The organism is Streptomyces sp. NPDC104309 (genome assembly GCF_055584025.1).
This window is the reverse complement of record NZ_JBVJMV010000021.1, coordinates 1-19,380: the sequence shown is the minus strand read 5'-3', so window position 1 is coordinate 19,380 and position 19,380 is coordinate 1. Positions and strand designations below refer to the sequence as shown.

Here is a 19,380-nt window from a genome sequence, read left to right as displayed (position 1 = left end):
CGGGCAGCTAACGGGTGCTCTGGATCCGCAGTGACGCAACAGCGCTCCTGGCGCTGCCGATTGCCCCGGGGGCTGCCGTCACTCGGAGCGCGGCTGATGCAGTCACGATCGGGGACACGTCGCCATGAACTGCGCGATGTCGAGTGAGAGTTCGTGCGGCCGTTGCTGCCCCGGACGCCGATGGCACAGCGGGCACGCTGCCCGATCGCGTCCGAACACCGCCGGCCACCCGGGCAAACCTCTTCGTAGGCAAGATCATCGCATCGAGCTAATGTCAACGGCTTCTCAGGGCCGATTGGGTACACCGGCCGTTACTGTTTCCCGGGATCTGGACGGATTCCCGGATGTTTGCCCCCACTTTTCCTCTTTCCCTGTGACGCGCACGCAGCGCCATCCACAGCCCATACGAAGGAGAGCCTGCCCGATGTCTGTTGACACCAGCCCGGAAGCACCGCTGGAGCCGCCGCAGCAGTCCAGCCTGAGCACGAGGGCTGCCCGCAACCTCGCCACCACGACCAAGTCCGCCCCGCAGATGCAGGAGATCACCTCTCGCTGGCTGCTGCGGACACTTCCCTGGGTGGAGGCCAAGGGCGGCGCCTACCGGGTGAACCGCCGGCTGAGCTACACCGTCGGCGACGGACGCGTGGACTTCGTTCAGGACGGTGCCGACGTCCGGGTGATCCCCCGCGAGCTCGGCGAACTGGCCCTGCTGCGCGACTTCGAGGACCTGGAGGTGCTGACCGCGATCGCCGGCCGGTGCGTCCAACGCGACTTCCGGGCCGGCGAAACGCTGGTCGAGCGCGGTACGCCCGCAGAGCAGATCCACCTGATCGCCCACGGCCGCATCAGCCAGAGCTCCGTCGGCAAGTACGGGGACGAGGTCGCCGTCGCCGTACTCGCCGACGGCGACCGGTTCGGTGAGAACGCCCTGCTGGACGCGGACGCCCGGTGGGACTACACGGCCACCGCCGATACCGCCGGCACCCTGCTCACCCTGTCCCGCGGCGACTTCGCCGCCGTGCTGTCCACCGCACCGAGCCTCCAGGCCCATATCCAGCAGTTCAGCGCACTGCCCCTCCAGCGGCAGAACCGTCACGGCGAGGCCGAGATCGCGATGTCGGCCGACCACACCGGCGAGCCCGAACTGCCCGGCGCGTTCGTTGACTACGAACTGAAACCGCGCGAGTACGAACTCTCCGTCGCGCAGACCATTCTGCGGGTCCACACGAGGGTCGCCGACCTCTACAACGGGCCGATGAACCAGACCGAGGAGCAGCTCAGGCTCACCATCGAGGCGCTGCGCGAGCGCCAGGAGCACGAGCTGATCAACAACCGGGAGTTCGGTCTGCTCCACAACGCCGACTTCAAGCAGCGCATCCAGACCCACTCCGGCCCGCCCACCCCGGACGACCTCGACGAGTTGCTCTGCCGCCGCCGCGGCTCCAAGCTCTTCCTCGCCCACCCCAGGACGATCGCGGCGATCGGGCGCGAGTTCAACTCCCGCGGGCTCTATCCGGACCACGTCGACCTCGGCGGACAGCAGGTCCCGGCCTGGCGCGGGGTCCCGATCCTGCCCTGCAACAAGATCCCCATCACCAAGGAGAACACCAGTTCCATCCTCGTCATGCGCACCGGCGAGGACAACCAGGGCGTCATCGGCCTGCACCAGACCGGTCTGCCGGAGGAGTACGAACCGGGCCTGTCGGTGCGCTTCATGGGCATCGACGAGCGGTCGATCATCTCCTACCTCGTCACCACCTACTACTCCGCCGCCGTCCTTGTGCCGGACGCGCTCGGCGTGTTGGAGAACGTGCAGATCGCCCGCGGGCGCGACTAGAGGATCTGCCCTGCCCGGCGGCTACGACAGCCCGGACCGTCCGGGCCGGCCGAGCATGCCTGGATCCGGGACAGCCGCCCATCCCACCAAGGAGCCATGGATGCCCGCCCCTGAGCTTTCCCCTGCGCAGTCGAGCCTGCCTGCGTCCACTTCCCACTTCGGGACGTACGTTCTCGCCGACGCCGCCCGTGCCTACGACATCGGGGCCGCTACCTGCGGCCGGCCCGTCCTGCCTTCCTTGCCCGCTCCGTCTCCTGTCGACGTCCCTGCCGCCGAGGTGCGGACGCCGAGCCCCGACCTGGAACGGATCCTTCGTGGCCCCAGCGGCCTGGGCACGGCGAGTCTGCACCTGGCCCGGCGCGAGAGGCCGCCGACGCCGCTGGAGCCGTCGGCGGCTCCGGCGGAAGGCAACCCGATCCCGGGCCTCTACCACCACCCGGTGCCGGAGCCCGACCCCGGGCGGGTGGAGGAGGTCAGCCGCAGGATCAAGGCCTGGGCGCTGGACGAGGTCGACCTGTATCCCGATGACTGGGAGGACCAGTTCGACGGCTTCTCCGTGGGGCGGTACATGGTCGTCTGCCATCCGGACGCTCCCAGCGTCGACCACCTGATGCTCGCCACGCGCCTGATGGTCGCGGAGAACGCGGTCGACGACTGCTACTGCGAGGACCACGGAGGCTCTCCCGTCGGCCTCGGTGAACGGCTTCTGCTGGCTCACACCGCCCTCGACCCCCTGCACACGACGGAGGAGTACCAGCCGCAGTGGGCGAAGTCGCTCCATTCGGATGCGCCTCGACGCGCCTACCGCTCCGCCATGGAGTACTTCCTCCAGCAGGCCAGCCCCTCCCAGGCCGACCGGTTCCGGCACGACATGGCCCGTCTGCACATGGGGTACCTCGCCGAGGCCGCCTGGGCCCAGGCGGACCACGTCCCCGAGGTGTGGGAGTACCTGGCAATGCGCCAGTTCAACAACTTCCGTCCCTGCCCCACCATCACCGACACCGTCGGCGGCTACGAACTCCCGGCTGATCTGCACGCTCAGCCCGCCATGCAACGGGTCATCGCGCTCGCGGGCAACGCCACCACCATCGTGAACGACCTCTACTCGTACACCAAGGAGCTCGCCGCCCCTGGCCGGCACCTGAACCTGCCCGTGGTGATCGCCGAACGTGAGGGCATCTCCGACCGTGAGGCCTACCTGAAGGCGGTCGAGGTCCACAACGACCTCATGCACGACTTCGAGGCCGAAGCCGCAGCCCTGGCCGCCGCCTGCCCCGTCCCGAACGTGCAGCGCTTTCTACGGGGCGTGGCCGTGTGGGTCGACGGCAACCACTACTGGCACCAGACCAATACCTATCGCTACAGCCTGCCCGAATTCTGGTAAGAAGAACGGATTTATCTGTGACCAGCAACGAGCTCACCACCATCGCCACCCCCACCAGCAGCCCCGTGTTCATCCCCGCCCCGGCGACGCCCTACCAGGGGGACATCGCCCGCTACTGGGACGGCGAGGCCAGGCCCGTGAACCTGCGTCTGGGCGACGTCGACGGCCTCTACCACCACCACTACGGCATCGGCGACATCGACCACTCCGCCCTCGGCGACGCCGACGACAGCGAACACGAGAAGAAGCTGATCGCCGAGCTCCACCGCCTGGAGTCCGCCCAGGCCGAACTCCTCCTGGACCACCTCGGCCCCATTGGGCGCGACGACATGGTCGTGGACGCCGGCTGCGGCCGCGGCGGCTCGATGGTGATGGCCCACCAGCGCTTCGGGTGCAAGGCCGAGGGTGTCACGCTGTCGGCCAAGCAGGCCGATTTCGCCAACCAGCGTGCCCGCGAACTCGGCATCGAGGACCACGTCCACGCCCGGGTCTGCAACATGCTCGGTACGCCTTTCGAGACCGGGCAGGCCGCGGCCTCGTGGAACAACGAGTCGAGCATGTACGTCGACCTGCACGACCTCTTCGCCGAGCACTCCCGCGTCCTCGCGGTCGGTGGCCGCTACGTGACCATCACCGGCTGCTGGAACCCGCGTTACGGTCAGCCCTCGAAGTGGGTCTCTCAGATCAACGCGCACTTCGAGTGCAACATCCACTCCCGCCGGGAGTACCTGCGCGCTATGGCGGACAATCGCCTCGTACCGCAGGCCGTCATCGACCTCACTCCCGCAACCCTGCCCTACTGGGAGCTGCGGGCCACGTCCTCACTGGTGACAGGCATTGAGGAAGCGTTCATCAACTCCTACAAGGACGGCTCCTTCCAGTACCTCCTGATCGCAGCCGACCGCATCTGACCGCCCGCCGACTGCGGGAGCCGGGCCCGTCCCTGACGGACGCAGTCGGTCGATCCGGCTCCTGGCGTGACATCGGGGCCCTCAAGACGTGGTTGTGGTCTTGAGGACCGATGTCGCCGTACGGGGACGGTGTCGATATCGATGCGGCCGCAGGAACGGGGCGGCTCCAGTGGTGACGGTGCGGGTGGCGCGGGAAGCCGCCCCGAAGGGAGTGTGGCGATCCGGGTTCGGCACCGGCCAACAGGCTCCGGTGGTCGACATCGGCCGCCGCCCGGACGGCGACCCGTCCCGGGCCCCGGCCATGCTGTTCACACTCGGGAATGTGGTCGATGCCGGGGCCTCGACGCACCCGACCCGGTCGAAGACCGGCTCGACCGCGGACGCAGCCGCGCGCGGGGCGGGAACCGCGGAGGCCATGAAGCCGTCCGGGCGCCGGGCGCACCCGCTCGTTTGATTATTGGTCGCACACTCAATAACATCGGCATCATGTCGACAAGCATCCAGCGGAAGCGCGTTCGAAAGTCGCCGTCGGACCGGCGTGTGGAGATCGTCGACGCGGCTGCCGCCATTGCTCTGACCGAAGGCCTGGAGGGCATCACCCTGCGCCGGATCGGCGAACAGCTCGGCGTCCGACCGGGCCTCATCAGCCACTACTTCCCCGCGGTGGAAGACCTCGTGGCCGAGGCGTTCGGCACTGCGGCAGGGGCCGAACTGGACACTCTCCTACCGACGGATCGGGCGGCGGGAACGCCCACCGAATACCTCGCACGCTTCTTCGCACTCGCGACGGGGGCCGCGTACGACGACATCAGCCGCCTCTGGATCAACGCCCGGCACCTCAGTCGCTACCGCCCCGCCCTGCGCGACAGGGTCGGCCATCAGGAGGCGATGTGGCGTGGCCGCCTGGAGAGTCTCATCCGTGAGGGCGTCGACGGCGGGGAGTTCCGCACCGACGACTCGTACGTGACGACCATTCAGATTCTGGTGGTCATCGACGGTCTCGGCGCGCACGCCAATACTCACACCGGTGACCGCCCCGACGCGGTGACGGAGATGGCCGTGAGCACGGCCGAACGCGAACTCGGTCTGGAGAGCGGCACGCTCCTGGACCACGCGGCTGCGCTCGGGGCCCAGGGGCGTCCGGTATCCGGGACCGACGCCGCCGACGCCGACACCGGTCCTGGGGACTGAGCCGGTACGGTCCGCGGTCCCGGCAGCCCTGCGGCGGGCAGTGGGTCGTAGCCGTCGCCGCGGCGCGTCGGGCCGACCAGCACCGGACCGAGCGGTTCGACCGGCCTCCAGACCCGACCGACCGGACCGCCCGTACCGAACCGACCCCGACGGCGCGATGTCCCCCGGCGGCGGCTTCGGGGCCGAGGTCGCCTACGGTCACTACGACGACCAGACGCTCGAGGTGTCCGGCAACGAGGGGGACGAGGACGAGGAACAGCTTGACCGAACACGGCTCTTCGCCCGGCAGCGTGAGGGGGCGCCAGTCTTTCGCACGAGCGGCACGACAGCCCGCTGACCCCGCGTCATCACCACGCGGGACGGCCCGGCGACAAAGCGCCCAGGTGGTGTCCGACAGATCCCGCCCCGTGGGCGGACGTGGCAATTCGTCGGACACGGCCGAAGGGCTGTCCCGTAATCCCTGACGGGCGCGCGACGACAGCTACGGCACCTCGCCGCGTTGTCGGAACATCCGCATACATCCAGTATGCGGACGTCCCTCCGCCTTGCGATGCACCGCATCTGACGCCGCGCGCTGATCCACCACGGATTACGGGACAGCCCTTAGGGACGCAGCACTGCCAGGACCCGGCTGCGGAGCAGCTCGTACTCCTCACGGAGCCGCACGATCTGCGCCGGCCGTTCGATCACATCGCCGCCGACGACCGTCTCGTGGGGGCCGAACTGCTCGCGTGTGAGGTCGACTTCTATCCCCATGCCCAGACGGTTCCACCAGTGGTAGTCCACTCGCTCACCGTTGGCATGGACCTCGCCGCGGATCAGCACCCCGCCCAACAGATCGTGCACCACCAGCGCAGTGACACCGCACTGGTCGCGCGCCGGGTTGTCCACGGTCCAGTTCGGTCGGTGCTCCGGCGTCGTGGTGTCCGCGCCCCAGGCACCGCGAATGGCCTGCTCGAGATCGTTGAGGTTGCTCGGTGTCATGTCTGTCAGCCTCGCAGACGCCTCTGACAATCACGCGCGAGGCATGGCCTCCGCCGGGCGGGTGCCCGGGACCGGTGACCGGCCCGGATTCCGCCTGTCATGGTGTCTTCATGACTCCCCCACTCGACTCCACGACGGACTACGCCCCGCACAACACACGGCGCTTTCCCCGGCAGTTCGCCCGCACCCGCCGCTTCTCCCTCGGAGTGCCCCGGCAGTTCACCGTCTCACCGGACGGTGCGCGGGTCCTCTTCGTCAGGACCACCTCGGGGACGGATCCGGTGAGCCGGCTCTGGCTGTACGAGAACGGCGTGGAGCGGATGCTCGCCGACCCACTCGGGGTGAATCACGCCGCGGAGACGTCCGGCACGGTGCCGCCGGAGGAGCTGGTGCGCCGCGAACGGGCCAGGGAGACCTCGTCGGGCGTGGTCTCCTACGCCACCGACGCACGGGTACTGCTCGTGGCGTTCGCGCTGAGCGGCGAACTCTGGGTGGTAGGTACGGACGGGGGCGCTCCGCGCAGGATCGTCACCGCCGGTCCGGTGGTCGATCCCCGGCCTTCCCCGGACGGCGCCCTGATCGCGTACGTGTCCGGGGGTGCGCTGCGGATCGTGACGGCGGCGGGGACGGACGACCGCGCTCTCGCCGCCCCGGACGGCCCACAGGTGACCTATGGACTGTCCGATCACGTGTCGGCCGAGTCGATCGGACGGCCGCGCGGCCACTGGTGGTCGCCGGAGAGCGATGCGCTCCTGGTGGCGCGGGTGGACACCTCGATGGTGCGACGCCACTACATCAGCGATCCCGCCCACCCGGAGCGACCGCCGCGCGAGATGGCGTATCCGGCGGCGGGCACGGCGAACGCGGATGTGTCGTTGCATCTGGTGCGGGTGTCCGGGGAGCGACTGGCGGTCCGGTTGCCCGAGGCCGCGGGCGAGGAGCACCCCGAGGGCGCGTGGACGGACCGGTCGTTCGAGTACGTGACGTCGGCGGCGTGGGACGGGCACGGCCCGTTGGTTTCCGTGCAGACGCGTGACCAGCGTTCGGTGCGGGTGCTCGGAGTGGACGCCGGCACGGGAGAGACGCGAACCCTGAGCCGCGCCGACGACCGGGCATGGGTCGCCCTGCGGCCGGGCACGCCGTTGCGGCTCTCCTCGGGGGCGCTCGTCGTCCCCGCGCGGCCGGGCGGCGACACCCAGGGGCTGACGATCGGCGGCCTGCCGACACCTCAGGGACTTGAGGTCCGTGAGGTGATCGGCTCCACAGGTGACAGGGTGTTCTTCACCGCGAGCGAGGAACCGACCGAGATCCACGTCTGGTCCTGTGCGAGCGGGACCCGTGGCGACGGGCTCGACGGACCCGTACGTGTCAGCACGGCACCCGGTGTGCACACGGCGTCGGTCGGCGGCTCGACCGTGGTGCTGGTCAGCATGACCCCGGACGGCCAGTCGGTGACCGTGCTGCGTGGCGGGGCACCTGTGGGGCGGATCGCGGTCCTCGCCGAGACTCCGCTGGTCACCCCACGGCCGACCGAGCTGAGCCTCGGGATCCGTGAGCTGCGCAGCAGGCTGTATCTGCCGTCCTGGCACCGGCCGGGCGACGCCCCACTGCCCGTGCTGCTCAGCCCGTACGCCGGCCATGGCATGCAGGTCGTCCTGAAGGTACGCACCTGGTGGGTCGCGGTCGCCCAGTGGTTCGCCGAGCAGGGTTTCGCCGTGCTCGTCACGGATGGTCGCGGCACTCCGGGGCGTGGGGAGGCCTGGGAGAAGTCGGTGTACGGGGACCGGCTGACGGCCGTGCTGGAGGACCAGATCGACGCACTGCGGGCGGCCGCCGCCCGGTTTCCGGCGCTGGACCCGACGCGGGTCGCGATTCGCGGCTGGTCCTTCAGCGGGTATCTCGCGGCTGCCGCTGTGCTGCGTCATCCGGAGGTGTTCCACGCGGCGGTGGCCGGCGGCGCACCGACCGACCGGCGGCTCTACGACACCCATTGGGAGGAACGGTTCCTCGGCCACCCGGAGGTAATTCCGGAGAACTACGAGCGCAGTTCACTGCTGTCGGAGGCGGCCGGTCTCACCCGCCCGCTCATGCTGGTGCACGGACTTGCCGATGACAATGTCGCCATCGCCCACATGCTGCGTTTCTCCGCCGCGCTGCTGGCCGCGGGCCGGCCGCACACGGTGCTGCCGCTCTCCGGGGCCGGTCATCTGGTCACCCAGGAGGAGACGGCGAGCAATCTGTTGCTGCTGGAGAGGGACTTCTTCAAGAAGTCCCTCGGACGTGGAGATCGGGGAGGCCGCCGCGCGTACCCCGGTCGGGCACAGAAGGCGTGAACACCGCAGTCATGAACAAATAGGTCGTGAGCACCGAAGTCGGGAACATCGGCATCGGGAACATCGACGTCGTGAACATCACGGAAGGGAAGGCCGGCATGAGCGCTTCGCAGGACCAGGAGGTCCGTCCCGGGCGGCGGGCCGTGGTCGCGGCGGCCGGGGCCGCCTCGGTGGCCGCCGTACTCACCGCGTGCGGCGGCCAGAAGGATTCCGACGGTTCGGGTACGGTCAAACCGGCCGATGACGGAACGGACGGCGGCGGCGCGCTGGCGAGGACCACCGACATCCCGGAGGGCGGCGGGAAGATCTTCGCCGAGCGGGGTGTCGTGGTGACGCAGCCCGAGGCAGGCGCGTTCAAGGCGTTCTCGTCGAAGTGCACCCATCAGGGCTGTGCGGTGTCGAGCGTGTCGGAGGGCACCATCAACTGTCCTTGTCATGGAAGCAAGTTCGACATGGCGACGGGCGAGGTGGCGGCGGGTCCGGCCAGCCGGCCCCTGCCCGCCAAATCGATCACGGTGAAGGACGGCTCGATCACGCTCGCGTCCTAGCCCTCCCCCGGTTCCGCCAGCAGCCGAGCACATCATCGGTGGTCGTGACGGTGGCGACGAGGGACAGGGTGTTGCGGATCATCGCGGGCGTGTAGTCGGCCGGCACTCCCGCGATGGCGTCGGACGGCACCACCGCCGTGTATCCGAGATTCACCGCGTCGAACACGGTGTTGGGGACGGCGACATTGGCCGAGACTCCGGTGACGACGAGCGTCCGGCAGCCGAGGTTGCGCAGCAGCGCGTCCACATCCGTACCGGCGATGGGCGAAAGGCCGTGCAGCCTGCGCACGACGAGGTCCTCGTCCGCCACCTCGATGGGCTCGGCGATCCGTACGGCCGTGGTGCCGGAGTGCTGCTGCACGGGCAGCCGTCCGGCAGCCCGGAAGAGGCGGGCGTTGTGGTTGGCGCCGCGCCCGTCGGGGCGTCGTTCGGCCACCGCGTGCAACACCTGGACCCCGGCCTCGTGGGCGGCCGCGACCAGCCGGGCGACACGGTGGAGCGCCCCGGAGGACCTGGCCTCCGCAGCCAGTTCCGGCAGCGCGCTCTCGGGGCCCACCACACCTTGCTGACATTCGACCGTCAGCAGCACGGTGGTGGCCGGATCGAGCTGCTCGGCGAGTTGTTCCTTCGACGGCACGGCGGCCCCTTTCGGTGGCGGATCGGGCGCGCGAGGCTAGCCGCCATTGCGTGGCGGGGGAAGAGGCCCCATGATTTCTGACACATAGTCAGCTATCGGGAGGGGTGCCCCATGGCCGCCATTCAACGACGGGGCCGTCGGATCATGATGACGGACATCGAACGCGACACCTATCTCGCCGAGCAGCGCACCTGCCGCGTCGCCACCGTGTCCACGGACGGCCGCCCGCATGTCGGTGCCCTCTGGTTCACCTGGGACGGCTCCTCGCTCTGGCTGTACTCGATCACCCGCAGCCTGCGCTGGTCCCAGCTGCGCGCGGACCCGAGGGTCGCGGTGGTCGTGGACGACGGGGTGGAATACGCGGAGCTGCGCGGCGTGGAGATCTACGGCCGGGCCGTCACCGTCGGCGAGGCGCCCCGCATCGGCGAACCGTGCCCCGAACTCGACGCTCCGGAAAGGCTGTTCGCGGCGAAGTACTTCGGGATGGACACCATGCCGCACGACGGCCGGCACGCCTGGCTGCGGCTCGCTCCGGAGGCCATCACGTCCTGGGACTTCCGCAAGTTGTCAGGACCGTCCGCGACCTGAGCAGCCCCCTCCCGGCCCAGGGTCTCTCGTTGGATCACGCCGGGCTCGATCCGAACGAGAGACCCTACGCCAAGGGCACGTCCATCTCCCGACCGACCACCCGGAGCGCCGCCACCGCCGCCCTGATGGACGGGCGCCGGTCCGCGTCGGTACGCCATACGGCGTGGACGTGCCGCCGCATCTTCTGCCGCACGGGTACGAGCCGCACCCCGTCGGGCACCGGCCCGCGACCCAGCCGGGGCGCCACGCAAACGCCCAGTCCGGCGGCGATCAGGGCGAGTTGGGTGTGGTGCTCGCCCGCCAGATGCGCGATGCGCGGTTCGATGCCCTTGGAGCGCAGGGTGAACATCAGCCAGTCGTAGCAGAACTCTCCCTCTGGCCAGGACACCCAGTCGTCTTCGGCGAAGTCCTCCAGGTCCACCTCCGCCCGGTCCGCGAGTCGGTGACCGGCCGGCATCGCGATGTCCGGTGCGTCGTCCAGCAGTTCGGCCACGGCCAGGCCGCCGGGGACGGGCAGCCGCTTGTTGCTCCAGTCCAGCACCACCGCCAGGTCGATGTCGCCCCTGATGACCGCACGGATCCCGTCCTCGGGTTCCATTTCCCGTGTGAACACGCGCAGTTCCGGGTGGTCGGCGTGGAGTGCGGCGAGCGCCGCGGGGAAGAGCCCGCGCGCCGCGGTCGGAAAGGCGGAAAGCCGGATCTCGCCCACCACCTCACCGCGCTGCGCCTCGATGTCGGCCTGGGCGAGCTCGACCTGGGACAGGATCCTGGCGGCGTGATCGGCGAGCAGCCGGCCGGCGTCGGTGAGCCGGACCCCGCGACCGTTCTTGGCGAGGAGCTGCTGACCCACCTCCCGCTCCAGCTTCGACATCTGCTGGGAGACCGCCGAGGTGGTGACATGCAGCCCCTCGGCGGCTCCGCCGACCGAACCGTGCCGGGCGAGGGCGTCCAGGGTGCGCAGGCGCTCCAGATTCAACATGTAAGCAATGCTACGCGGACCACCATATAAAATCTCACTTGTCCTACTTGATTCTCTTGGTCATCGTGGACTCCATGAGCGCGCCCGCGACATCGAGAAGCACCCCGTCGACAACCACTCCTCCCGCCGAGCCGTCCGCCGCCCGGCCGGCCGAGCGGACCACTCCGAATCCGCCCCCGGACCCGGCGTCCACGGCGCGCCCGAGGCTGGACTGGCGGATCCGTTTCGGAGCGCTCTCCCTCATCTGGGGCTTCAGCTTCCTTCTGATCAAGGTCGGCACCGAGGGATACGCACCGTTCCAGGTCACTCTCGGCCGCCTCCTGTCGGGCACGGCGGTACTGGCGGTCGCGATGGCGGTACGGCGGGAACGGCTGCCGCGCGACGCCAGCACCTGGGGGCATCTGGCCGTCGCCGCCTTCCTCCTGAACGCGCTGCCCTTCTCACTCTTCGCCTACGCCGAGCTGAGCATCCCGTCGACGCTGGCCGGCATCTGCAATGCGACATCGCCCCTGTGGGGCATGGCGCTCTCGCTCGTCGCGCTCTCCGAGGACCGGCCGACCCGTCGCCGCGTGGCCGGGCTCGGGCTCGGCTTCCTCGGCGTACTCACCGTCCTGGGAGCCTGGCAGGGCTTCTCCGGGCTGGACCTCAGCGGTACGGCCATGGCCCTGCTCGCCGCCCTCAGCTATCCGATCGGCTGGATCTACGTACGCAGAACGCTGGCGGGCAGCGGTTCGTCCACACTCTCCCTGACCGGCGGCCAGCTCTTCCTCGGCACGGTGCAGATCGCCCTGGTCACCCCGGTGTTCACCTCGGCCCCCGGCGGCTTCCCGCTGCTCCCGACCCTGGCCGTGGTCGCCCTGGGGGCGCTCGGCACGGGCTTCGCGGTGCTGGTGCAGTACGGCCTGGTGGCGGAGGTCGGACCGACGACCGCGCAGATGGTCACCTACTTCATCCCGGTCATCGCCACCACGGCCGGCATCGTCGTGCTCGGTGAGCAGCTGAGCTGGAACACTCCGGTCGGCGCGGTCGTCGTCCTGGCCGGCGCCGCTCTCACCCAGAGCAGGGGGCGCAGCGCCGGGTCCGGAACCAGGACTCAGCCGTAGTTCAGCGGCTTCGCCGGCCCCGCCGCCCCCGCGACGGCGTCGGCCAGTGGCCCGATGTCGGCGTCGGCGAGCGGTGAGACGGTGACCCGGACCCCCTGGGGCGCGGCCATCCGGAACCGCGCCCCGGGCGCCACCGCCCAGCCCGCGCGCAGCAGCCGCGCCACGGCCCAGGTCTCGTCGCTGACCGGCACCCACACGTTCATGCCACTGCGGCCGTGCGCCTCCACTCCCCGCTCCTCCAACGCCCGCACGAGTGCGTCGCGCCGCCGCGCGTACGCCGGCGCCACTTCTTCCGGGTCGACCGCACCCGACGTCCACAGATGCGCCACGGCTCGTTGCAGCAGCCTGCTGACCCAGCCGGGGCCGAGCCGCTGCCGGCCCGAGACCCGGTCGACCGTGACCGGGTCGCCGGTCAGCACGGCGACCCGCAGATCCGGCCCGTACGCCTTGGCCACCGACCGCACGAACGCCCACCGGTCCGTGGCGCCCGCCAGCGGGTACAGCGGCAGATCGACGATGCCGTGCCCGTGGTCGTCCTCGATCAGGAGGACGCCCCGGTGTCCGGCGAGGACGCCCCGCAGCTCGAAGGCACGCCCGCCACTGATCGCGGCGCCGGTCGGATTCTGCGCCCGGTCCGTGACCACGAGGGCGCGGGCACCGGCCTTCAGCGCGCGCTCGACGGCATCGGGCAGCGGCCCCTCGTCGTCGAGCGCCACGGGGACGGGACGCAGCCCCAACGCCGGTACGAGATCCAGCAGGCTGCCCCACCCCGGGTCCTCGACGGCCACCGCGTCACCGGGTCTGAGATGCGCGACCAGCACCCGCTCGATCGCGTCCAGCGATCCGGAGGTCGCCACCACCGAGCCGGCCGGCACCCCGTCGGCGTCCAGCGCGGCACGGGCGAGTGCGGCGAACTCCGGGTCCACCGGCGCCTGTCCGTACATCCCGGGCCGGTGCGCGTACTCATCCGTGACCGCCGCGAACGCCTCTCCCAGCGAGGGCAGCAGCGCCGGATCGGGATTCCCCTCCCCCAGATCCCGCACTCCGGGCGGGGCCTCGACCCGGAGCGAACCGCGCGCCGTGCTCGCGGGACGCGGGCGCACTCTGCTGCCCCGGCGCCCGGCCGTCTCGATCACCCCGCGCTCCCGGAGCGTGCGGTAGGCGGCCGCCACCGTATTGGGATTCACCCCCAGCAGTTCCGCCAACTCCCGCATGGGTGGCAGCACTTGTCCGGGCGCGAGGTCACCTGAACCGACCCCACGCTCCACACTGGCGGCAATCTCCGATGCACGCCGCCCGACGATCCGATACTCTCCTAGCACAAACGAGATTATGCACTAGTGCAATGGAGTACGCAATGTCGGACACCGCATCGCCAGAGACCACGGGCCCGGACGCCGCGGCCGGATACCAGCCGACCGAGCGCACCGTCCCGACCCGTTCCCGCGACCGCGCGGCGTACGACCGGGAACTGGTCCACTCCATACTCGACGAGGCGTACGTCTGCCATCTCGGTTTCGTCCGTGACGGCGCGCCGGTCGTCCTGCCGACGCTCTTCGGACGGATCGGCGAGCGTCTCTACGTACACGGCTCGACCGGCTCCCGCCCGCTGCGGGAGTCCGGCCGGACCGACCCCGGACTGCCCGTCTGCCTGACGGTGACGCATGTCGACGGGCTGGTGCTGGCGCGCTCCGCCTTCCACCACTCGATCAACTACCGCTCCGTGGTGGTCCACGGCATCGCGCGCACGGTGACGGACCCCCGGGAGCGGCGGACCGCCCTCGATGCGATCGTCGACCACGTGGTGCCGGGCCGGTCCGCCGACTCGCGGCCCGCCGACGAGAAGGAACTCGCCGCGACCGCGGTGATCCGGCTCGACCTCCAGGAGGTCTCCGCCAAGATCCGCACCGGCGGTCCCAACGACGAGCCCCGCGACCTCGGCCTCCCCCACTGGGCAGGCGTCGTCCCGCTCGCCCACGGCTATGCGACACCGCTGCCTTCGGACGATCTCGACCCCGCCATCGCGCTGCCGGACTACATCACCGCGCTCTGAGCCGCTCGGGGTGGACGGGCCCGCCGCCGGAGACGAGGTCCACGTCCACCCCGGCGGTCAGGCCGGTGCCGCCGCCCGGCGGCGCGCGTGCGCGGCGCCGCGCGCCTCGGCGAACGCCGGCCCCGCCACGGCCACGAGGAGCAGCAGCGTCCCGACGACGGTGGCTGCGGTGAGCCGCTCACGGAGCACCACGACGGCGATGACCGCCGCGCTGACCGGTTCGAGCGCATGATCACGGACACCGTCGCGGCACGCACCGCGGCGGCGCCCGCGAAGTAGAGCGCATAGGCGAGCGCCGTCGGCACCGCCGCCACGTACACCAGGAGCGTCACCACCTGCGTGGGCTGAGCGGTGTGGGGTACGAGCCCCTCTGCCGCGGCCATCGGCAGCAGTCCGACGGCTCCGATACCGAAGGCCCAGGCGCTCGTGGCCAGGGAGTCGGTGGTGCCGCCGTCACGGCCGAGCCATCGGGTCAGCAGGGTGATCGTCGCGTAGCCGGCCGCGGAGAGCAGCGCCAGGGCGACTCCGGCGGGCCGTACCGTCGCCCCGTCGCCGCCGAGCACCAGCACGGCGAGCCCGGCCGGCGCAGCCACGACAGCGGCCGACCCGCCGCGCCCCAGCCGTTCCCCCATGGTCAGCCGCGCACCGACCGCGATGAGCACGGGGCCCGCCCCGAGAGTGGCGACCGTCCCGACCGCGAGTCCGGTCGCCTCGACGGCCGCGAAGTACGCGCTCTGGAAGACGGTGAGGCCCGCGCCGGTGCCCAGGACGCGCAGCATCCGACGGCCGCGTGGTTCGGCCGGGACGGCCGCGCGTCGGGGCCGCAGCGCCAGAGCGGCGAGCAGGAGTACGAGGCCGCCCGCACAGCGCCAGAAGGACAGGGCCAGCGGCCCCAGGTCGCTGACCTCGAAGATCAGCGAAGCGGCGGCCCCGGCAGTACCCCAGGCCACACCGGCGACGATCAGATAGATGAGGCTCCGCCCGACGGGCAGGCCGGAAGCAGGATTCGACATATGACTTCTCCGGATGAAGACGCAACGGTGGTCGCTCGGCTCCACACGGGCAGCGACGATCCGCTCGGGAACTGCCCGAGCCCGGTCTTCGTCAGGAGTGGCCGCCCGCGCTAGGCGGCGGGCGGCGAAAGCACGGTCGAGTACATGATCCGCAGGCTACGTCGCAGTGCGGCCCGCGGACAACTCCCCCTCTGCTGCGGCTCGGTCTGCGTCCGGTCTCTCGGCGCGCCCCTCACCCGGTCCCGAGGCAACCGGGCCGGAGGGCGTCCTCGGCGTCGCCGACTGGGCGATGAAGGCACCGATCAGCACCATGGAACCGCCGATGAGCTGGGGCGCCGACAGGTGCTCGCCGAGCAGCACCCAGGCGAGCACGGTCGCGATGACCGCCTCCAGGCAGGCGACGACGCCCGCGACCGCGGGAGAGAGCAGCCGCACCGAGATCACCCCGGTGACATAGGCGACCACCGTCGCCATCACCACGATCCAGACGATCAGCAGCCAGGCGGGAACATCCGTACCGTCCATGACCGCGCTGCCGCCCAGGACCGTCCAGTCCATCTTCCAGGGCCTTGCGACCGCGGTGAGGACGACCGTACCGATCAGCAATCCGTACGCGATGACACCGACCGGATGGGGCGGTTCGACGCCTTCCGCCCGGTCCGCGCTCCCCTGGTCCGACAGGACGAAGTAGCCGACCTGACAGCAGGCGGCACCGAGCGCGAGCAGCAGCCCGACCACGTCGAAGCTCAGCCCGGACCAGACCTCGACCACGCAGGCGAGTCCCGCGACGGCGAGCACCACACCGACCGCGGCCCCCCGAGTGACCGGACGGCGCTGGACGAAGCGGACCCAGCCCAGGACGAGCGCGGGCGCCAGATACTCGACGAGGAGCGCGACACCGACGGGTACACGGGAGATCGCGGCGAAGTAGCAGGCCTGCACACCCGCGACGGCGAGCAACCCGAACCCCAGCAGCAGGACCGGCCGACTGCGCACGAGGTCCCGGTGGCGCCAGGCGACAGGCAGCATGACGAGGGCGGCACCCGCCACCCGTAGCCAGACCACATGGAGCGGATCGAGCCCCGCCTCGATGAGCGGCTTGGCCGCCACCCCTGAACCACCGAATGCGAACGCCGAGGCCAGGGCGAGTCCCAGGCCGGCGCTTCTCCCCTGAGACGCGTGCATCGGCACATCATGACAGCTGCGGTCAGGAGCGTCACCCCGGTGACCACTGACGCACCCTCTCCGTCAGGTGCTCGGCTCCATGACGGCCTCCTCCAGCAGCCCCCGCACTTCACACCTCTGCGCCCAGCCCACCGGCCATCAGACCGGACGGCGGGCTCCTGGACGAACTGCCGCGCCCATTCGGCGCCGGTATGCCGGGCGGTCAGCCCCAGGCCCCGTGCCGGCCCTGGCCGGAGGCCCCCACGATCCGGGCTGCGAGCTGCTCGGCGTCGACACCGGCCCGCTCCAGCACCTCGACGGCCCTGCATTCGTGATCCATGGCCAGCGCCGCGAGCAGGTCGAGCCCTCCGGCCCGCACATCGCCGCGCAGCGCCGCTCGCTCGTGGGCTTCGGCCATGGCCGAGGCGGCCGAGGGCGACCAGCCCTCCACTCCCGCGCCCCGCGTGGCGGAGTCCGGATCCCTGACGACGGGGACAGCGCCGGAGTCCTCCACCGAGCCCTGCCAGCGGAGCCCGTATCCGATACTGCGCTGGACGAGATAGCCGAGCACCTTCGCCAGTTGAGGTCCGCCCTCGAAGGCCGACCGCACCTCGGGATCCGATTCGATGAGGGAGTGCAGCACATGCGCCGTGTCGATCTGCCGGTCGCCGTCCCGCAGTGCGCGCCTGCGGGCGCCCGTCACCACCGCGGCCAGCTCCGCAGTGAGTCTGGCGTCGAACTCAGCACGGTTCGGTGCGGGCTGCTGAGGGATCCACGGCGTCCGGTTTTGCACACCTCTCACCCCATCAGTCCCACGGCCCCGAAGCATCGCCGGAGGGGCCCATTTAGGCATCCCACGCAAGTTGGGCACACCAGAGCGCCCTCTCCTCCTTACGGATGAGATCTCGCCATTCCGGGACCCGATCCGGAAAAACGGCGCGCGCCGCCTTGCGCCGCGCTCCCGGAGCAACCGGAAACCGCCCCTCGCACGTCCCACACCATCCATACGGCAGCCGGAAGGGAGTACGCGTACGTGTCCTGGTTGGTCGCCCTACCGGCGCTGGACGGGCAGGAGTACGTGTACCGGGTCCACGCACCGGCGGACGCCCTGCGCGCCGATCTCTTCTGGGCCGCGTTCCACTGCCATGACGACGGCCCGCACCCGCGCGCCTGCGACCGATTCGACGCGGCTCTGATCTGGCGGGCGGGAGCGGAGGGGAAGGAGTGGGGTCCGTAGATCTGACGGTTCATCAGTATTGAATGTTCGCGTCGGTGCGACTACGTTCCGCGACACCGTAACCCGCCGAGAAGGGGTGGTCGCATGGCCGAAGTCAGTGCAGAGGCGCGCATCGAAGCACCGGCCGAGAAGGTCTGGGCCCAGCTGACGGACTTCACCGCGTACGACCAGTGGAACGCCACCCACACCAGCTTCCCCAAGGGCGGCCCGGCGACACTCGAACTCGCGGCCACCTACGAGGAGAACATGAAACTCATGGGCTTCCCAGCCGAGGTGACCTGGACGGTGGCGGAGCTGGAGACCGCGCGCCTGCTGACCACCAGGGGCAAGGGACCGATGGGCGTCAACCTGGCCATGCGCTACTCACTGACGCCCGACGGGGATGCGACCACGGTACGTATCGACGGGGAGTTCACCGGCGCCGCGGTCTCCTTGATGGCGGGCAAGCTCAAAGACTCCGCGACCGCCGCCCTGGTCGAGTCCCTGCGGAAGCTCGGCGGGCTCGTCGCCGCCTGAGACCACCGGAACGACGGAAAGGGCCTCGCGGCTCGGCCGCGAGGCCCTCGGCACCCCACCCACGGATCAGTGCTCGTCGGCGAGGATCAGATAGAGCTTCTTCCGGGCGTCGTTGATGACCGTGAGCGCCTTTTGGCGCTGATCGGCCGAGCCGGTCTTCCAGACCTGGCCGAACGCCTCCATCAGGCCGAAGCCGGCCTGCCGGATCTCGTTGACGCTTTCCCAGTCGACCCCGCGCCCGGCTTCCTCCCACGGCGCGTCGGGACCCGACTCCGCCTCGGTGCGACCGGCGTCGGTGAGCGTGAACAGCTTCTTGCCGCCCTCGCTCGCGCTGACGATCAGGCCCTCGTCCTCCAGCAGCTGAAGGGTCGGGTAGACCGAACCCGGACTGGGCCGCCAGGCCCCGCCGCTGCGCTCGCCGATCTCCTGGATCATCTCGTACCCGTGCATCGGCCGGTCCTTCAGCAGCGCCAGGATCGACGCACGCACGTCACCGCGGCGCGCCCTCCCCCGGCCGCCGCCCCGGCCACGCCCGCCACCGAAGGGGCCACCGCCGAAGGGTCCACCACCGAACGGCGGACCGAACGGACCGAAGGCCGCCCGACGGCCCTCGAAGTCGCCCCGACCCGGATGACCGGGCCCGCAATGCCCGTGTCCATGCCCGTGCTCATGCTCGTGTCCACGTGAACGCATCGTTGCATTCCTTTCATTTTTGACCTGTCGCGATGCGTCAACGATATATCGGAACCGATCGCTCGACAAACACCCCGGTCACGGCCCGGATGCTGGAGGCTGTACCGACTGACCTGTCCCGTCCCTCGTCTTCTTGTCGCTGTCCCAGGTGAGGTTGTTCAGTTCACCGTCCGTCCCGGGGCATGTTGCCGCCCGCCGCATGCACCCGG

Annotated in this window: 18 protein-coding genes and 1 pseudogene; 11 read left to right on the top strand and 8 right to left on the bottom strand. The window is 70.5% G+C overall.

Going from position 1 to position 19,380, the window contains the following annotated elements:
- Positions 1–424: 424 nt before the first annotated feature.
- The 4 genes from ACZ68L_RS27510 (at position 425) to ACZ68L_RS27495 (ending at position 5,323) form a co-directional block, all read left to right on the top strand.
- Positions 425–1,837, top strand: a complete 1,413-nt coding sequence (locus ACZ68L_RS27510; RefSeq protein WP_469581617.1) for a family 2B encapsulin nanocompartment shell protein — start codon at positions 425–427, stop codon at positions 1,835–1,837.
- A gap of 55 nt (positions 1,838–1,892) precedes the next feature.
- Positions 1,893–3,221 (top strand): family 2 encapsulin nanocompartment cargo protein terpene cyclase, encoded by a 1,329-nt coding sequence (locus ACZ68L_RS27505; RefSeq protein WP_469581614.1) that lies wholly within the window; start codon positions 1,893–1,895, stop codon positions 3,219–3,221.
- Positions 3,222–3,238: 17 nt separating this feature from the next.
- Positions 3,239–4,132: a geranyl diphosphate 2-C-methyltransferase gene (locus ACZ68L_RS27500; protein WP_469581610.1), complete on the top strand. Its 894-nt coding sequence runs from the start codon at positions 3,239–3,241 to the stop codon at positions 4,130–4,132.
- Between the two features lie 486 nt (positions 4,133–4,618).
- Complete coding sequence (locus tag ACZ68L_RS27495; RefSeq protein ID WP_469581607.1) at positions 4,619–5,323, top strand: TetR/AcrR family transcriptional regulator; 705 nt, start codon at positions 4,619–4,621, stop codon at positions 5,321–5,323.
- A gap of 603 nt (positions 5,324–5,926) precedes the next feature.
- Here ACZ68L_RS27495 and ACZ68L_RS27490 read toward each other — a convergent pair.
- Positions 5,927–6,307, bottom strand: coding sequence for a YunG family protein (locus ACZ68L_RS27490; RefSeq protein ID WP_469581603.1), 381 nt, complete (start codon positions 6,305–6,307; stop codon positions 5,927–5,929).
- 110 nt (positions 6,308–6,417) lie between these two features.
- Here ACZ68L_RS27490 and ACZ68L_RS27485 point away from each other — a divergent pair, with 110 nt between their 5' ends.
- Together ACZ68L_RS27485 and ACZ68L_RS27480 are read left to right on the top strand one after the other, a co-directional pair.
- On the top strand, positions 6,418–8,640 hold the full coding sequence (locus ACZ68L_RS27485) for a S9 family peptidase (protein ID WP_469581600.1): 2,223 nt from the start codon (positions 6,418–6,420) through the stop codon (positions 8,638–8,640).
- Positions 8,641–8,738: 98 nt separating this feature from the next.
- Positions 8,739–9,188 (top strand): Rieske (2Fe-2S) protein, encoded by a 450-nt coding sequence (locus ACZ68L_RS27480; RefSeq protein ID WP_469581892.1) that lies wholly within the window; start codon positions 8,739–8,741, stop codon positions 9,186–9,188.
- Here the strand turns inward: ACZ68L_RS27480 and ACZ68L_RS27475 are convergent.
- On the bottom strand, positions 9,172–9,825 hold the full coding sequence (locus ACZ68L_RS27475) for a cysteine hydrolase family protein (RefSeq protein ID WP_469581597.1): 654 nt from the start codon (positions 9,823–9,825) through the stop codon (positions 9,172–9,174). The genes ACZ68L_RS27480 and ACZ68L_RS27475 overlap by 17 nt on opposite strands.
- 111 nt (positions 9,826–9,936) lie before the next feature.
- On the opposite strand from ACZ68L_RS27475, the gene ACZ68L_RS27470 reads away from it, so the two are divergent.
- Positions 9,937–10,413, top strand: coding sequence for a pyridoxamine 5'-phosphate oxidase family protein (locus tag ACZ68L_RS27470; RefSeq protein WP_469581593.1), 477 nt, complete (start codon positions 9,937–9,939; stop codon positions 10,411–10,413).
- A gap of 64 nt (positions 10,414–10,477) precedes the next feature.
- Here ACZ68L_RS27470 and ACZ68L_RS27465 read toward each other — a convergent pair whose 3' ends face one another.
- A complete protein-coding gene (locus tag ACZ68L_RS27465; RefSeq protein ID WP_469581586.1) occupies positions 10,478–11,392 on the bottom strand; it encodes a LysR family transcriptional regulator in 915 nt (304 codons plus the stop codon).
- 74 nt (positions 11,393–11,466) lie between these two features.
- Here ACZ68L_RS27465 and ACZ68L_RS27460 point away from each other — a divergent pair, with 74 nt between their 5' ends.
- Positions 11,467–12,495: a DMT family transporter gene (locus tag ACZ68L_RS27460; protein ID WP_469581889.1), complete on the top strand. Its 1,029-nt coding sequence runs from the start codon at positions 11,467–11,469 to the stop codon at positions 12,493–12,495.
- On the opposite strand, the gene ACZ68L_RS27455 is transcribed toward ACZ68L_RS27460, so the two are convergent.
- Complete coding sequence (locus ACZ68L_RS27455) at positions 12,486–13,817, bottom strand: aminotransferase class I/II-fold pyridoxal phosphate-dependent enzyme (protein ID WP_469581584.1); 1,332 nt, start codon at positions 13,815–13,817, stop codon at positions 12,486–12,488. The two genes, ACZ68L_RS27460 and ACZ68L_RS27455, sit on opposite strands and share 10 nt — an antisense overlap.
- A 35-nt stretch (positions 13,818–13,852) precedes the next feature.
- On the opposite strand from ACZ68L_RS27455, the gene ACZ68L_RS27450 reads away from it, so the two are divergent.
- Positions 13,853–14,548, top strand: coding sequence for a pyridoxamine 5'-phosphate oxidase family protein (locus ACZ68L_RS27450; protein ID WP_469581582.1), 696 nt, complete (start codon positions 13,853–13,855; stop codon positions 14,546–14,548).
- A gap of 57 nt (positions 14,549–14,605) precedes the next feature.
- Here ACZ68L_RS27450 and ACZ68L_RS27445 read toward each other — a convergent pair.
- From ACZ68L_RS27445 to ACZ68L_RS27435, 3 genes and pseudogenes are all read right to left on the bottom strand, one after another.
- Positions 14,606–15,561: pseudogene (locus ACZ68L_RS27445) on the bottom strand (DMT family transporter).
- Between the two features lie 156 nt (positions 15,562–15,717).
- The gene (locus tag ACZ68L_RS27440; RefSeq protein ID WP_469581579.1) at positions 15,718–16,746 is read right to left on the bottom strand and encodes an EamA family transporter; all 1,029 of its coding nucleotides are present in this window, start codon (positions 16,744–16,746) and stop codon (positions 15,718–15,720) included.
- Positions 16,747–16,948: 202 nt separating this feature from the next.
- Positions 16,949–17,518 (bottom strand): peptidase, encoded by a 570-nt coding sequence (locus ACZ68L_RS27435; RefSeq protein ID WP_469581577.1) that lies wholly within the window; start codon positions 17,516–17,518, stop codon positions 16,949–16,951.
- A 240-nt stretch (positions 17,519–17,758) separates the two neighbouring features.
- On the opposite strand from ACZ68L_RS27435, the gene ACZ68L_RS27430 reads away from it, so the two are divergent.
- Together ACZ68L_RS27430 and ACZ68L_RS27425 are read left to right on the top strand one after the other, a co-directional pair.
- Positions 17,759–17,962, top strand: coding sequence for a hypothetical protein (locus ACZ68L_RS27430; protein WP_469581574.1), 204 nt, complete (start codon positions 17,759–17,761; stop codon positions 17,960–17,962).
- Positions 17,963–18,046: 84 nt separating this feature from the next.
- Complete coding sequence (locus ACZ68L_RS27425; RefSeq protein WP_469581572.1) at positions 18,047–18,478, top strand: type II toxin-antitoxin system Rv0910 family toxin; 432 nt, start codon at positions 18,047–18,049, stop codon at positions 18,476–18,478.
- A gap of 66 nt (positions 18,479–18,544) precedes the next feature.
- Here the strand turns inward: ACZ68L_RS27425 and ACZ68L_RS27420 are convergent, their stop codons facing one another.
- Positions 18,545–19,171 (bottom strand): PadR family transcriptional regulator, encoded by a 627-nt coding sequence (locus ACZ68L_RS27420; RefSeq protein ID WP_469581568.1) that lies wholly within the window; start codon positions 19,169–19,171, stop codon positions 18,545–18,547.
- Positions 19,172–19,380: the final 209 nt, after the last annotated feature.